Source organism: Terrabacter aerolatus (genome assembly GCF_007991735.1).
Lineage (GTDB): Bacteria > Actinomycetota > Actinomycetes > Actinomycetales > Dermatophilaceae > Terrabacter > Terrabacter aerolatus.
Map to the genome: position 1 here is coordinate 14,882 of NZ_BJYX01000025.1, position 13,506 is coordinate 28,387.

Below are 13,506 nucleotides of genomic sequence, written 5' to 3' on the forward strand. Positions count from 1 at the left end.
TCGTGGCCCGCGCCGGCCGGCACGTCGTGCTCCCGGTGGGGGAGCGTGACGACCGCATCCTTCCGACCACCCCGGCCCTCGCCGTCGTGCTCGTCCCGATCCTGCTCACGGCGTTCGTCATCCTCTACGGCTTCCCCGGCGACACCGGCCGGCTCTTCGCCTGGACCATCCGTCCCGAGCTGACGCCGATGGTGCTCGCGTCGGCCTACCTCGGCGGGGCGTGGTTCTTCGTGAGGGTCGTGCACGAGAGCCGATGGGCCCGCGTCGGCGCGGGACTGCTCTCCGTGACGCTCTTCGCCGCGCTGCTCGGCGTCGCGACGGTCATCCACTGGGACCGCTTCAACCACGGTTCGGTCGCCTTCTGGCTGTGGGCAGCCCTCTACTTCACGGCGCCGTTCCTCGTGCTCGCGGCGTGGCGGGCCAACCAGCGGGTCGCCGCCCCGCCGCGCTCCGACGACGTCCGCATCGGTCCGGTCGCGCGCGCTGTCATCGCGGCGGGTGCCGGGCTGGCCCTGGTGCAGGGGCTCGTCATGTTCTCCGTGCCGTCGGTCGTGATCCCGGTGTGGCCCTGGCAGCTGACGCCGCTCACGTGCCGTGTCGTCGGTGCCGTCTTCTGCCTGGGGAGTGCAGGGCTCGTCGTGCTCCGCGACCGGAGGTGGGTGCGGCTGAGGCTCATGGTCGAGGTCGAGGTGGTCATGCTGGTGCTCATGCTGCTCGGCATGGTGCGGGCGCGTGGTGACCTCCACCCGGACCGGCCGCTGACCTGGCTGCTCCTCAGCGGATTCGCCGCCACCCTCGCGGCATCGCTGTGGCTGTGGCACGCCATGGCGTCGGCCGAGCGGTCGTCCGGCGCGGTGTGAGGCCGTCGGTGGGCAGCCGTCCCGGTGGGTCGAGGTGATCCCGCACGCCGCGTCGGTGCCGGGATCACCTCGCCCGGCGGGGTCCTCGAGGCGTCAGGCAGGCGTGCGGCGGGCGGTCACGAGGAGGTACTCCCACGTCATGAGGCCGTTCGAGTCCTGGTGGGCTGCCGCGAGACCGTCCAGAGCTGCGTCGAGCGCCGCCACCTTGTCCGGTTCGTCCGCGATGCCGCGGTAGGTCACGATCGTCGGGCCGTACGTGCGCTTGAAGAAGTCCCGGAAGTCCCTCGGGCGCTCGAAACGCACTGGCAGCAGGCGCTTCTCGGCCGTGAGTCCCTCGACCCGAGCGCCGAGCAGCTCGCGCACGTGCGCCTCGTCCCCCCACAGCGGCGGAGGCTGGGCGCCGGGAGGCGGCGGCGCGGCATACGGCCTCATCGCTGCGAACATCTGCCCGATGAAACCCTGCGGCATCCAGCTCGCGAGCCCGATGGTGGCGCCCGGTCGGGCGACGCGCACGAGCTCGTCGGCAGCGACCTGGTGGTGCGGCGCGAACATGACGCCGACGCTCGACAGGACGACGTCGAAGGACGCGTCGTCGAACGGCAGCGCCTCGGCGTCGGCCTGCCGCCAGTCGAGGCGCACGCCGGCCTCGTCGGCAAGACGGCGGCCGATGCCGAGCAGATCGGGCGAGAGGTCGCAGGCGACGACGTTCGCCCCGGCCGCGGCGGCGGGGATCGCGGCGTTGCCCGTGCCGGCGGCGACGTCGAGGACGTCCTGTCCGGCCGTGACGCGGCACGTGTCGACGAGGACGCGGCCGAGCTCCGGGATGACCTCCCGGGCCACGGCCGCGTAGTCGCCCAGCCCCCACATGGCGACGTGGCGGGCCTTGAGCTCCGTGTCGGCGGTGCTGGCCGCCGGCGTCCGGGTGTGCGTGGTCATGCTGGTCCCTCCTTCGGTGACGGGCCGCCCTGCGGCCCGGAGGCCCCCCGGGCCGTCCTGTCCAGCGTCCGCCGGGCGGGGTGCACCCTCCAGTACTCGATGTGGACTGACGCGGTCCACGTTCGGGACCGATACTGGGCGGTGGGCCGCAGCGCCCGAGGCTGCGGCCCCGGACCGGAGGTGGGGCATGGGACGACACGACCCGGGGGCAGGCCAGTACTGCCCGATCTCGCGTGCACTCGACGTGGTGGGGGAGCGCTGGTCGCTGCTCATCCTGCGCGACATGATGACGGGCACGACGCGCTTCAACGACCTCGCGCGCGGGCTCCCCGGCCTGTCGCGCACCCTCCTGAGCAAACGGCTGCGCCACCTCGAGCGCTCCGGTGTCGTCGAGCGCTCGGGCACCCGCTACGTGCTGTCGCCCGCGGGGAGGGCGCTGGAGCCCGTCGTCTTCGGGCTCGCCTCGTGGGGCGCGCAGTGGATGTTCGGCGACCCACGGCCCGAGGAGCTCGACGCGCAGCTGCTCGTCTGGTGGATGCACAGCCGCGTGGACACCTCAGGGCTCCCCGGGGACCGTCACGTGCTGCACCTGCGGTTCGCCGACGACGCGCGCCGCTTCTGGATCCTCGTCGAGCACGGCGAGCCGTCCGTGTGCATGAGCGACCCGGGCTTCCCCGTCGACGTGACGATCAGCAGCGACGTGGCGTCGTTGTATGCCGTGTGGCTCGGCCGGCTGCCGCTGCCCGTGGCGCTGCGGTCGGGTCGTGTGCAGGTCGAGGGGGCCTCGACGGTGACCCGCAGGCTCGAGCGGGTGCTGCAGCTCAGCCCGGTGGCGCCGTTCGTGGCGGCGGGGAGCGCTGCGACGGCGTGATGCCGGGGTCGCCCGGGCGGACCTTCAGACGGCGCAGCCGTCGGGACCGCAGGCAGCTGCGTCGGCGGCCGTCCCGTTCGTCCCGTTCGTCGGCGACACCATGACGAGGGGGTGCGACTCGCGCCAGGCCTGCTCGAGCGCCTGCGTGAACAGCTCGGTCGGCTGGGCGCCCGAGATGCCGTACTTGTCGTCCAGCACGAAGAACGGCACGCCCCTGATGCCGAGCGAGTTGGCGGCGGTGACGTCGGCGACGACGGCGTCGCGCCACGTGTGCGTGTCGAGGTCTCGGACGATCTCGTCGGCGTCGAGGCCGGCCTCGACCCCGATGCGGACGAGGACCTCGCGGTCGCCGATGTCCTCACCGTGCTCGAAGTGGGCCGAGAGCAGCGCCTCCTTGACCCGGTCCCCGGCCCCTCGCGCCGTGGCGAGGTGCAGCAGCTCGTGCCCGGCGAAGCTGTTGGCGACGACGACCGACCCGAAGTCGTAGGAGAGGTCCTCGTCGGCCGCGATCGCGGTGACCTGCTCGAACATCTGCGAGACCTGCTCGCGGGACAGGCCCTTGCGCTCCACGAGGTAGTCGAGCTCGGTGCCGTCGTGGTGGTCGGGCAGGGTCGGGTCGAGCTGGTAGCTGCGCCAGCGCACGTCGACGTCGTCGCGGTGGGGGAACGCGGCGAGGGCTGTCTCGAAGCGGCGTTTGCCGATGTAGCACCAGGGGCAGGCGATGTCAGACCAGATCTCGACCTTCATGCACCGCTCAACCACCGCGGCGCGGGATTGCTTCCCCCGTGCGGCGCCCGGCGGAGCGCTGGGCGAGGGGTCTGCCCGGGTCCCGGGGCGCTCTGGCGCTCCGGACGATGTTTCACATTGCGAGACGGTAACGGTTCGGATTCAGCCGGGGTCCAACTTCCGACTTTCCGCGAAAGAGCCTGTCGCGAAGATGTCCGGTGCGTTAACGTCCCCGTCACGAGATGCAGTCGCAGCTGTGCTCGTGACGATCGTCATGTCCGGCGACGATCGGTATGAGCGACGAGAAGTGAGGCGAAGGCGTGTCCGAGATCCATCGAGACGTCGAGTTCGGTGCTGGGACAACGGACGAGACGTTCGACCTGGAGCAGGAGCCCGAGACCAAGAAGATCGAGGGTCGCACCCCGTGGCAGCTGGCTCGGGCCCGTCTGCGGCGCGACCGGCTCTCCATGATCGCCCTGACGGTCGCGACGATCGTCGTGGTCATGGCGATCCTGGCACCGATCCTCGACCTGCTCGGCGTCCTCAAGCCCAACGACTTCAACCCCGAGCTCATCGACCCCGCTCTCGGTGGCTACCCGCGCGGCGCCTTCGGCGGCATGTCGTGGACGCACCCGCTCGGCGTCGAGCCCGGCACCGGCCGCGACACGCTCTCCCGGGTCGTGCTCGGCCTGACGTTCTCGCTCATCGTCGCCATCAGCGCGACGCTGATCGCCGTCGTCGTCGGCACGGTGCTCGGGCTCATCTCCGGCTTCCTCGGCCACTGGGCCGACTGGTCCATCTCGCGCCTCGCGGACATGGTGCTCGCCTTCCCGGTCACGCTCATGCTGCTCGCGCTGTCGGGCATGTTCATCGACATCATCGGCAAGGTGGTGCCCAACGACAACGTCGCCACCGGCATATACATCGTCTTCGTGCTGGGCTTCTTCGGATGGCCCACCTTCGCCCGCATCATCCGCGGCCAGGTGCTGTCGATGAGGGAGCGCGAGTTCATCGAAGCCGCCCGGAGCCTCGGAGCCTCCAACCGGAGGATCTACTTCAAGGAGCTCTTGCCCAACCTGTGGGCGCCGATCCTCGTCTACGGCACGCTGGTCCTCCCGGCCTACGTGTCGGCCGAGGCCGCGCTCTCGTTCCTCGGGGTCGGCATCAAGCCCCCCACCCCGACGCTCGGCAACATCCTGGCCAACTCGGTCAACTACGCCTCGAGCGTCCCGATCTTCTTCCTCGTCCCGGGTCTGGCGATCGCCACCGTCGTCCTGAGCTTCAACCTGCTCGGTGACGGCCTCCGTGACGCCCTCGACCCGAAGGCGGACCGATGATGCCTCGGGCCTCTGCTCCAACGCAGGGTCAGGTACATGGAAGATTGCCCTCGGCAACCGCCCGAGGGTGGGAGCGCCGTCACATCGGTGCGTTTCATCAAAGGAGTGGTATGAGCAGTAGGAAGAGGACTACGGCCCTCGCAGCTCTCGGAGTCGCCTCCGTGCTCGGAGTTTCCGCGTGCGGCGGGGGTGGCACGACAGGCGGCACGACCTCGGGGTCCAACGCAGCAGGGGGTGCCCAGAAGGGCGGCACCATCTACATGCTCACGAAGCGCCCGGCCGAGCACATGGACCCGCAGCGGACCTACATCGGTCGCGACATCTTCAACCAGCAGCGACTGGTCTACCGCGGACTCCTTCAGTTCCCGGCGGGCAAGTCGGGCGCCGACGCGATCGTCCCCATCCCCGATGTCGCCACCGACACCGGCAAGAGCGAGGACGGCGGCAAGAAGTGGACGTTCACGATCAAGGACGGCGTCAAGTGGGAGGACGGCAAGCCGACCACGTGTGAGGACTTCAAGTACGGCTTCTCGCGCAACTTCGCCACCGACGTCCTCACCGGTGGACCGTCGATCTACCCCCTCAACTTCATGCCGTCGGTCGCCAAGGCCTACAAGGGCCCGTACCTCAAGACCGGCCAGGACGTCTACGACAAGGCCGTCACCTGCAACGGCAACGTGCTGACGTTCAACTTCGAGAAGCCGTGGGCCGACTTCCCCATGGCCATCGCGGGCCTGAACTTCGCCGCCCCGTTCCGTCAGGACAAGGACCAGGGGGACAAGAACAACTTCGTCATCTTCTCCAACGGCCCGTACAAGGCCGAGGGCGGCAAGTGGACGAAGGGCACCGGCGCCACGTTCGTGCGCAACGACCAGTACGACCCGAAGACCGACGGCAACCGCCAGGCCAACCCTGACAAGTTCGTCTTCACCGAGGGCCTCACCAACGAGATCATCACGCAGCGCCTCATCGCCGACGGTGGCAACGACAAGTACGCCATCACGGACCGCTCGATCCCGCCGGCCTTCTACAACCAGATCACCGGTGACGTCGCGAAGCGTGCGACCAACGTCCCCTCGCCGTACACGTTCTACATCCTGCCGAACTTCAACAAGATGAAGAACCTCAAGGTCCGCCAGGCTCTCGCCATGTCGACCGACCGTGCGGGCTACATCAACGCCCTCGGTGGTGCCAAGGCCGCGACGCTCGCCAAGAGCCTCGTCGCCCCGGACCTGCCCGGCTACAAGGAGAACCCGGCCTTCTCCAGCATGCCCCCGTCGGGTGACCCGGTGGCAGCGAAGAAGCTCCTCCAGGAGGCCGGTGTCGCGATGCCGTACCCGATCACGTACACCTACCAGGGCGGCACGCCGACCAGCGACAACGCTGCGGCGGCCCTGAAGTCCGGTTGGGACAAGGCCGGCTTCTCCGTGAAGCTGGCGCCCCTGACCGACACGTACTACGACGTGATCCAGAACCCGTCCAACAACTCGTTCGACGTCACCGAGGGTGGCTGGGGTGCTGACTACCCGTCCATCTTCACGGTGCTGCCGGCCCTGTTCGACTCGCGGATCAACCTGACCGGCAAGTCCAACGGCCAGGACTACGGCAACTACAAGAACCCCGACGCCGAGAAGATCATGGACGAGGCCGCTGCGGCCCCGACCGCGGACGCAGCGAACGCCAAGTGGCAGGAGCTCGACGCCTTCCTCGGCAAGGACGTTGCCTACATCCCGAACTACATCCAGAACTTCTACTTCCTCCACGGTTCTGGTGTCGGCAACTACAACCAGAACCCGGCAGTCAGCCAGTTCCCGGACCTCGGCGTCATCAGCGTCAACAAGTAAGTCCCGGCTCGGTTCGGTACGTCGGTCCTGAGATGACCTGACGTACCGGGTGGGGGGCGGCAACGTCCGCCCCCCACCCTCCGATGCTCGGCCGTCAACCACCCCCGACCCCACTCCCACTACCGGAAGGACGGGCCCCCTCCAGGGGCGACTTCGCACATGTTCGCGTACATCGTCCGCAGAGTGGCTGCAGGCATGGTCATGATCCTCGCCATGTCGCTCGTCACGATGCTGCTGTTCTTCGCCAGTCCTGCCGACCCGGCCCGCTACACGTGCGGCAAGAACTGCACCCCGCAGCTGCTCGAGCAGAACCGCAAGGCGCTCGGCTACGACCAGCCGGTCCTGTCCTACTGGGTCGACTTCACCAAGGGCATCTTCGTCGGCAGCGAGTTCCCCAAGGACCCGGCGCTGAAGAAGTCCGCGCCCGAGACCATCGCCGACTGCCCGGCCCCGTGCCTGGGCTACTCCCCGCAGTCGAGCCGACCCGTGCGCGACATCATCGTCGAGAAGCTGCCGGTCTCGGCCTCGCTCGCCATCGCGGCCTTCATCATGTGGATGATCGCCGGCGTCGGACTCGGCATCGTCGCCGCGTTGCGCAAGGGGTCGATCGTCGACCGCGCCATCGTCGGCAGCGCCCTCGTGTTCTATGCCTTCCCGACGTTCTTCATCGGCCTGGGGCTCTACGTCTTCCTGGCGCTCAAGTGGGGCATCGTCCCCGTGCCGGCCTACACCTCCATCGCCGACGGCGGCGTCGGGTTGTGGCTCCAGGGACTCTTCCTGCCTGCCCTGACCCTCGCCCTCGTCTACATCGCCGGCTACATCAGACTGACGCGCGCGTTCGTCCTCGAGGTCAAGGGCGAGGACTACCTGCGCACGGCGCAGGCCAAGGGCCTGACGTCGGGGCGGATCCTCTTCAAGCACACGCTCCGCGGCGCCCTGACCCCGATCGCCACCGTCGCAGGCCTGGACCTCGGCGGTCTGCTCGGTGGCACCATCATCACCGAGCAGGTCTTCAACTACGACGGACTGGGACGCACCGCCGTCATGGCGGCCACGACCTACGACCTCCCGGTCACGGTCGGCATCGTGCTCGTGGCCGCGACGTTCGTCATCACCGCCAACATCGTGGTCGACGTGCTCTACGCGGTCATCGACCCGCGCGTCAAGTACAGCTGACCCGGCCCGGCCGCTGCACCATCAAGGATTGGACAACGCATGAGCACGTGGGTGCCCACGGAGGGGACGAGCGACGCACTGCTCTCCGTTCGCGACCTCAAGGTGACCTTCCCGACCGAGGACGGGCTCGTCAAGGCCGTCAACGGTCTGACCTTCGACCTCAACGCCGGTGAGACGCTCGGCATCGTGGGCGAGTCCGGATCGGGCAAGTCCGTGACGAGCCAGGCCATCATGGGCCTGCACCGGGGGACGCGAGCCAAGGTCGAGGGAAGCATCGACTTCGACGGCAAGAACCTGCTCAAGCTCGAGGACGAAGAGCTGCGGGTCATGCGCGGGCGCGACATCGCGATGATCTTCCAGGACCCGCTCTCGGCGCTGCACCCGTACTACACGGTGGGCAACCAGATCATCGAGGCCTACAAGGTGCACCACGGGTCCGCCTCGAAGGCCGCGGTGCGTGCGCACGTCATCGACATGCTCGAGCGGGTCGGCATCCCCAACCCGCAGAAGCGCATCGACCAGTACCCGCACGAGTTCTCGGGCGGCATGCGCCAGCGCGCGATGATCGCCATGGCGCTCGTCAACAGCCCGCGGCTCGTCATCGCCGACGAGCCGACGACGGCCCTCGACGTCACCGTGCAGGCGCAGATCCTCGACCTGCTGATCGACCTGCAGAAGGACATCAACGCGGCGATCATCATCATCACCCACGACCTCGGGGTCGTGGCCGAGATGGCCGACAAGATCATGGTCATGTACGGCGGCAAGGCGGTCGAGGGCGGCACGGCCGACCAGACCTTCTACTCGCCCGAGCACCCGTACACCTGGGGCCTGCTCCAGTCGATGCCGCGCATCGACCGCGAGCGCCTCGATCGGCTCCGGCCGATCCCGGGCAACCCCCCGTCGCTCATCAGCCCCCCTTCCGGCTGCGCTTTCCACACCCGCTGCGCCTACCGCGACGACGAGAACCTCGGTTGTTCGACCATCGTTCCCGAGTTCGACGTGCAGGACTGGCACCCTGTCCGGTGCCTCATCCCGGCACCGAAGCGCAAGGCGATCTTTGACACGGAGATTAGGACGCCCTCATCGTGACCACCACCCACCCTGAGTCCGACGTGATCCTCGAGGTCAAGGACCTCCAGAAGCACTTCCCGACGCGCACCTCGGGCATCATCCGCCGGGCCTCCGACCCGGTGAAGGCCGTCGACGGCATCTCGTTCTCGGTCAACCGCGGCGAGACCCTCGGTCTCGTGGGCGAGTCCGGCTGTGGCAAGTCCACGGCCGGCCGCACCATGCTGCAGCTGCTCGAGCCGACGGGCGGCAGCATCCACTACAACGGCCGCGACATCACCGGCGTCCACGGCGCCGACCTGCGCAAGCTGCGCACCGAGATGCAGATGGTCTTCCAGGACCCCTACGGCTCGCTCAACCCGCGGCAGACCATCGGCACCATCGTCGCCGCACCGTTCGACATCCAGGGGATCACCCCGGACGGCGGCGTCAAGGCCGAGGTGCAGAGCCTCATGGAGCGCGTGGGGCTCAACCCGGAGCACTACAACCGCTACCCGCACGAGTTCTCGGGTGGCCAGCGCCAGCGCATCGGCATCGCCCGGGCCGTCGCTCTGCGTCCCAAGCTCATCGTCTGCGACGAGCCCGTGTCGGCTCTCGACGTGTCGATCCAGGCGCAGGTCGTCAACCTGCTGGAGGACCTCCAGACCGAGTACGACCTGACCTACGTCTTCGTGGCGCACGACCTCTCGGTCATCCGCCACATCAGCGACCGGGTGGCGGTGATGTACCTCGGCAAGTTCATGGAGGTCGCCGACCGCGACGAGCTCTACGCGAACCCGCTGCACCCCTACACGCAGGCCCTCCTGTCGGCCGTGCCGATCCCGGACCCGCGCAAGGAGAACAAGCGCGAGCGCATCCTGCTCAAGGGTGACCTGCCCTCGCCGATCAACCCGCCGTCGGGGTGCGTCTTCCACACCCGCTGCCCGCGGTTCCGTGAGGAGCTGAGCGAGACGGAGCGCAAGCGCTGCACGACCGAGATCCCCCTCGTGCAGAAGATCGGCAACCACGAGGTGGCCTGCCACTTCGCCGGAGCCGCCAAGATCGACGTGATCTAGCCCGAGTCTCCAGACCGAGTCGAGATCGACGTGATCCAGCCCGACGGGGCGCGGCGGCTCAGCCGTCCGTCTCGTCGTCGAACTGGCCCAGGACACGCTCCAGCAGGTCCTCCATCGTGACGAGCCCGACCGGACCGGTCGGGCCGTCGACGAGGACGAGCTGCGCGTGCTGGGCCCGCATGGCCGAGACGGCGTCGAGCAGCGAGAGCTCGGCGTCGACGTGCACCGCCGGGGTCGTGACCGTCGTGACGGGCTGGCCCGGCGCTGCCCGCACGATGTCGCGCACGTGTGCGACGCCGACGGGGAGCTCACCCTCGAGGACGACGAGCCGCGACCGGCCCGTCTCGCGGGAGACGGCCTCGGCCTCGGCGCACGAGACGGTCGTGCTCACCGCGACGAACTGCTCGCGAGGCACGACGACGTCGCGCAGCGGCGTGGTGTCGAGGTCGATGGCGCCGGCGAGCACCCGGTGCTCGGGTTCGGCGAGCATGCCGTGGTCCTTGGAGCTGGCGATGAGCAGCTGGAGCTCCTTGGGCCCGTGGACCTGACCCAGCTCGTCCTGGGGGGTGACCCCGACAAGGCGCAGGCAGCCGTTGGCCATGGCGTTGAGCAGGCTGAGCGCCGGCCGCATGACCCAGGCGAACCCGCGGAAGGGCAGGGCCAGCAGGACCGCGGACCGCTCGGGGTGGGCGATGGCCCACGACTTGGGCGCCATCTCGCCGACGACCATGTGCAGGAAGACGACGATCCCGACCGCCAGGACGACCGAGACGACGTATGCCGCCGCGTGGGGGACACGGACGAACGTGAACACCGGGGTGAGCAGCTCGGCGACGGCCGGCTTGGCGAGCGAGCCGAGCCCGAGGGTGCACAGCGTGATGCCGAGCTGGGCGCCGGCCAGCATGAGCGAGAGCTCCCGGCTGCCGCGGACCGCGGCCCGGGCCGCGACGCTGCCGCGCTCGGCGAGGACCTCGAGCCGGTGCCGCTTGCTGGCGACGAGGGCGAACTCGGCCGCGACGAAGAACGCGTTGAGGACGAGGAGCAGGAGGGAGATGAGCAGGGCGGTGGTCATCGACCGGCCTCCGTCGTGTGGTCGTCGTTCGGGTGGGACCGGGAGTCGAGCGACTCGAGGTCGGACAGGAGGTCGAGCACCTCGATGCGCACCGACGACGGCACGTGCCGTTCGACGGCTTCGACGGTCAGGCGCACCGACACCGACAGGTGTCGGCTCTCGGCCTCGTGCTCCTCGTCACGCGCGTCGACGGGTTGGTCTGCGCCCGGGGCGGACTCGGTGTCGTGACGCTCCACCGAGGTCTCCCGGCGTGCCTCGAGCAGCACCTCGTCGCCGACGACGGCCGTGTGCCCCAGGTCCTCGAGGATGAGACCGCTGATCGTGGAGTACTCGTCGGTGCTCGCGAGACGCAGGTCGGTGGCGGTGTCGATCTCGTCGAGGCGCAGGTGGCCGGGCACGCGCCACGTGTCGGGCGCGGTCTCGACGACACCGGGCTCCGGCGCGTCGTCCTCGTCGAGGATCTCCCCGACGACCTCCTCGGCGATGTCCTCGAAGGTGACGATGCCCGCGAAGCCCCCGTGCTCGTCGACGACGACGGCGAGCTGGCGGTGGTCGGCGCGGATCTGCTCCAGGACGCGGGGGAGCGGGGCGCTCGTCGGCACGACCGTGGCATCGGACACGACGGTCCCGACGCGCGTCGTCGCGCGGCGCTCGGGCGCGGTGGCGAGCACCTCGGCGATGCCGGCGACCCCGACGATGTCGTCGCCGTCGCGGCCGGTGACGGGGAAGCGCGACCAGCCGCTGTCGAGCAGGCCGACGAGGTCGGACACCGTCGCGTCGGCGTGGATCGTCGTCACGCGCACGCGCGGCGTCATCACGTCGTCGGCATCGAGCTCGCGGAAGCGCAGGCCTCCCTCGAGCACGTCGGACAGGTCGTCGTCGAGGAGGCCACCCGCGTGGGACTCGTCGATGATGCGGGTCAGGTCCTCGGCCGTGGCGCCCTGCTCGAGCTCCTCGACCGGCTCGATGCCCACCGTGCGCAGCAGCGTCGTCGACGCGCGGTCGAAGAGACGGACGACCGGCCCGGCGACCGTGAGGTAGACGAGGGTCGAGCGGCTGAGCGACCGGGCGAGGGGCACCGTGCGCGCGATGGCGAGGTTCTTGGGGGCCAGCTCGCCGAAGACCATCTGGACGACGGTCGAGAACACGAGGACCGCGGTGACCGACAGGCTGAGGCGCGCGGCATAGGACATCGAGGGGTCGAGCAGCTCGGCGATGCCGGCCCCGACGAGAGGCTCGGAGACGTAGCCGACGAGCAGGGCGGTCACGGTGATGCCGAACTGGGCGGCCGAGAGGGTGAACGACAGCTGCGAGGTGACGCGCAGGGCGCGCTCGGCCGGGGCGTCGCCGTCGGCGGCCAGCTGCCGCAGCGCGTTGCGGTCGACGGCGACGTAGGCGAACTCCTGGGCCACGAAGTAGCCGGTCGCCGCCGTCAGGGCGAGGATCAGGACGATGCCCAGGGCGATGCCCATGGTGGTGCTCATGCGATCACCACCCGGGTGAGCGAGTGGTGCGTCAGGGGTGGCCGGACCGGGTCCGGCCAGGGACTATGGCCCTCCCGGGACTCGGCGCGCGAGTCGGAGCGTGAGTGGGATCGCATGAGGCAATCCTAAGTTACGGCCGCGACCGACCGGTCCGCGCGACCTCAGGTGGTGGCGACGGCGCCCGCGCGCGTGGCCTCCTGGCTGATCTGGTGCGCCAGCTCGACGTCGAGCTGGGTCAGGCCGCCCTCGGAGTGCGTCGAGAGCGCGAACGCGACCGTGCGCCAGCGGATGTCGATGTCGGGGTGGTGGTCCATCGTCTCGGCCGCGGCCGCGACCTCCTGCACGAGCGCGATCCCCGTGAGGAACGCCGGAGCCTCGAAGGAGGCCCGCAGCGTGTCCCCGTCACGCGTCCAGTCGGGCAGGTCGCCGAGCTGGCGCTCGATCTCCTCGTCGGTCAGTCGTCGTGTCATGCAACCCAGTAAACGCCCCGACGTGCTCGCGCGGCACCGACCCGACGCTCCGCCGTCACCCGACGGTGACCCGCCTGTGGCACCATCGGTGGCGCCATGAGCAGTCCAGCCTCCACCTCGCACCCGGTGCGCCTCGTCGTCGGGGCGGCCCTCGTCGACGACCTCGAGCGCCCGACCCGTCTGCTGTCGGCCCGGCGCACCGAGCCGTCGGCGCTCGCCGGCGGGTGGGAGCTGCCCGGCGGCAAGGTCGACGACGGGGAGTCCCCGCTCGTCGCCCTGCACCGTGAGCTGCTCGAGGAGCTCGGCGTCCGTGTGCGCCTCGGCGCGCACGTGCCGGGGCCGAGACCCGGCTCCACGTGGCCGCTCGGCGACCGGTACGAGATGCTGGTGTGGCTGGCCGAGGTCGTCGAGGGCACGCCGGAGCCCCTCGAGGACCACGACGAGCTGCGGTGGCTCGGGCTCGAGGAGCTCGGATCCGTCGGGTGGCTGCCCGCGGACCTGCCCATCGTCGAGACCCTCGAGGCCACGCTGAGGCGCCGACAGGCCCCGGCGCACGACCCCGAACCCTCCGCCTGACGCCCCACGACGACGTGGTCCGAACCAC

The 13,506-nt window shown here is 69.8% G+C and carries 13 protein-coding genes; 8 read left to right on the plus strand and 5 right to left on the minus strand.

Annotated features, from left to right (window positions below; all coding sequences use genetic code 11):
• Positions 1-2 precede the first annotated feature (2 nt).
• Positions 3-860, plus strand: a complete 858-nt coding sequence (locus TAE01_RS17480) for a hypothetical protein (protein WP_147068095.1) — start codon at positions 3-5, stop codon at positions 858-860.
• A 93-nt stretch (positions 861-953) separates the two neighbouring features.
• Here TAE01_RS17480 and TAE01_RS17485 read toward each other — a convergent pair whose 3' ends face one another.
• Positions 954-1,796 carry a class I SAM-dependent methyltransferase gene (locus TAE01_RS17485; RefSeq protein WP_147068096.1) on the minus strand — a complete coding sequence of 281 codons (843 nt, stop codon included), beginning with the start codon at positions 1,794-1,796 and terminating at the stop codon, positions 954-956.
• Positions 1,797-1,983: 187 nt separating this feature from the next.
• On the opposite strand from TAE01_RS17485, the gene TAE01_RS17490 reads away from it, so the two are divergent.
• Entirely contained in the window at positions 1,984-2,667 is a 684-nt protein-coding gene (locus TAE01_RS17490; RefSeq protein WP_147068097.1) for a winged helix-turn-helix transcriptional regulator, read from the plus strand.
• A 24-nt stretch (positions 2,668-2,691) separates the two neighbouring features.
• On the opposite strand, the gene TAE01_RS17495 is transcribed toward TAE01_RS17490, so the two are convergent.
• Positions 2,692-3,414, minus strand: a complete 723-nt coding sequence (locus TAE01_RS17495) for a DsbA family oxidoreductase (protein ID WP_147068098.1) — start codon at positions 3,412-3,414, stop codon at positions 2,692-2,694.
• A gap of 299 nt (positions 3,415-3,713) precedes the next feature.
• On the opposite strand from TAE01_RS17495, the gene TAE01_RS17500 reads away from it, so the two are divergent.
• From TAE01_RS17500 to TAE01_RS17520, 5 genes are all read left to right on the plus strand, one after another.
• Positions 3,714-4,730 carry an ABC transporter permease gene (locus TAE01_RS17500; protein ID WP_246111429.1) on the plus strand — a complete coding sequence of 339 codons (1,017 nt, stop codon included), beginning with the start codon at positions 3,714-3,716 and terminating at the stop codon, positions 4,728-4,730.
• Positions 4,731-4,840: 110 nt separating this feature from the next.
• Complete coding sequence (locus TAE01_RS17505) at positions 4,841-6,574, plus strand: ABC transporter substrate-binding protein (protein WP_147068099.1); 1,734 nt, start codon at positions 4,841-4,843, stop codon at positions 6,572-6,574.
• A 159-nt stretch (positions 6,575-6,733) separates the two neighbouring features.
• A complete protein-coding gene (locus TAE01_RS17510) occupies positions 6,734-7,750 on the plus strand; it encodes an ABC transporter permease (protein ID WP_147068100.1) in 1,017 nt (338 codons plus the stop codon).
• Between the two features lie 39 nt (positions 7,751-7,789).
• Entirely contained in the window at positions 7,790-8,842 is a 1,053-nt protein-coding gene (locus tag TAE01_RS17515; RefSeq protein ID WP_147068101.1) for an ABC transporter ATP-binding protein, read from the plus strand.
• Entirely contained in the window at positions 8,839-9,876 is a 1,038-nt protein-coding gene (locus tag TAE01_RS17520) for an ABC transporter ATP-binding protein (protein WP_246111430.1), read from the plus strand. The genes TAE01_RS17515 and TAE01_RS17520 overlap by 4 nt, the downstream gene beginning before the upstream one ends.
• Positions 9,877-9,934: 58 nt before the next feature.
• On the opposite strand, the gene TAE01_RS17525 is transcribed toward TAE01_RS17520, so the two are convergent.
• From TAE01_RS17525 to TAE01_RS17535, 3 genes are all read right to left on the minus strand, one after another.
• On the minus strand, positions 9,935-10,948 hold the full coding sequence (locus TAE01_RS17525) for a hemolysin family protein (RefSeq protein ID WP_147068102.1): 1,014 nt from the start codon (positions 10,946-10,948) through the stop codon (positions 9,935-9,937).
• Positions 10,945-12,432, minus strand: coding sequence for a hemolysin family protein (locus tag TAE01_RS17530; protein WP_222594175.1), 1,488 nt, complete (start codon positions 12,430-12,432; stop codon positions 10,945-10,947). The genes TAE01_RS17525 and TAE01_RS17530 overlap by 4 nt, the downstream gene beginning before the upstream one ends.
• A 161-nt stretch (positions 12,433-12,593) precedes the next feature.
• A complete protein-coding gene (locus tag TAE01_RS17535; RefSeq protein ID WP_147068103.1) occupies positions 12,594-12,902 on the minus strand; it encodes a 4a-hydroxytetrahydrobiopterin dehydratase in 309 nt (102 codons plus the stop codon).
• Positions 12,903-12,998: 96 nt separating this feature from the next.
• Here TAE01_RS17535 and TAE01_RS17540 point away from each other — a divergent pair, with 96 nt between their 5' ends.
• Entirely contained in the window at positions 12,999-13,478 is a 480-nt protein-coding gene (locus tag TAE01_RS17540; RefSeq protein WP_147068104.1) for a (deoxy)nucleoside triphosphate pyrophosphohydrolase, read from the plus strand.
• The last annotated feature ends 28 nt before the right edge of the window (positions 13,479-13,506 follow it).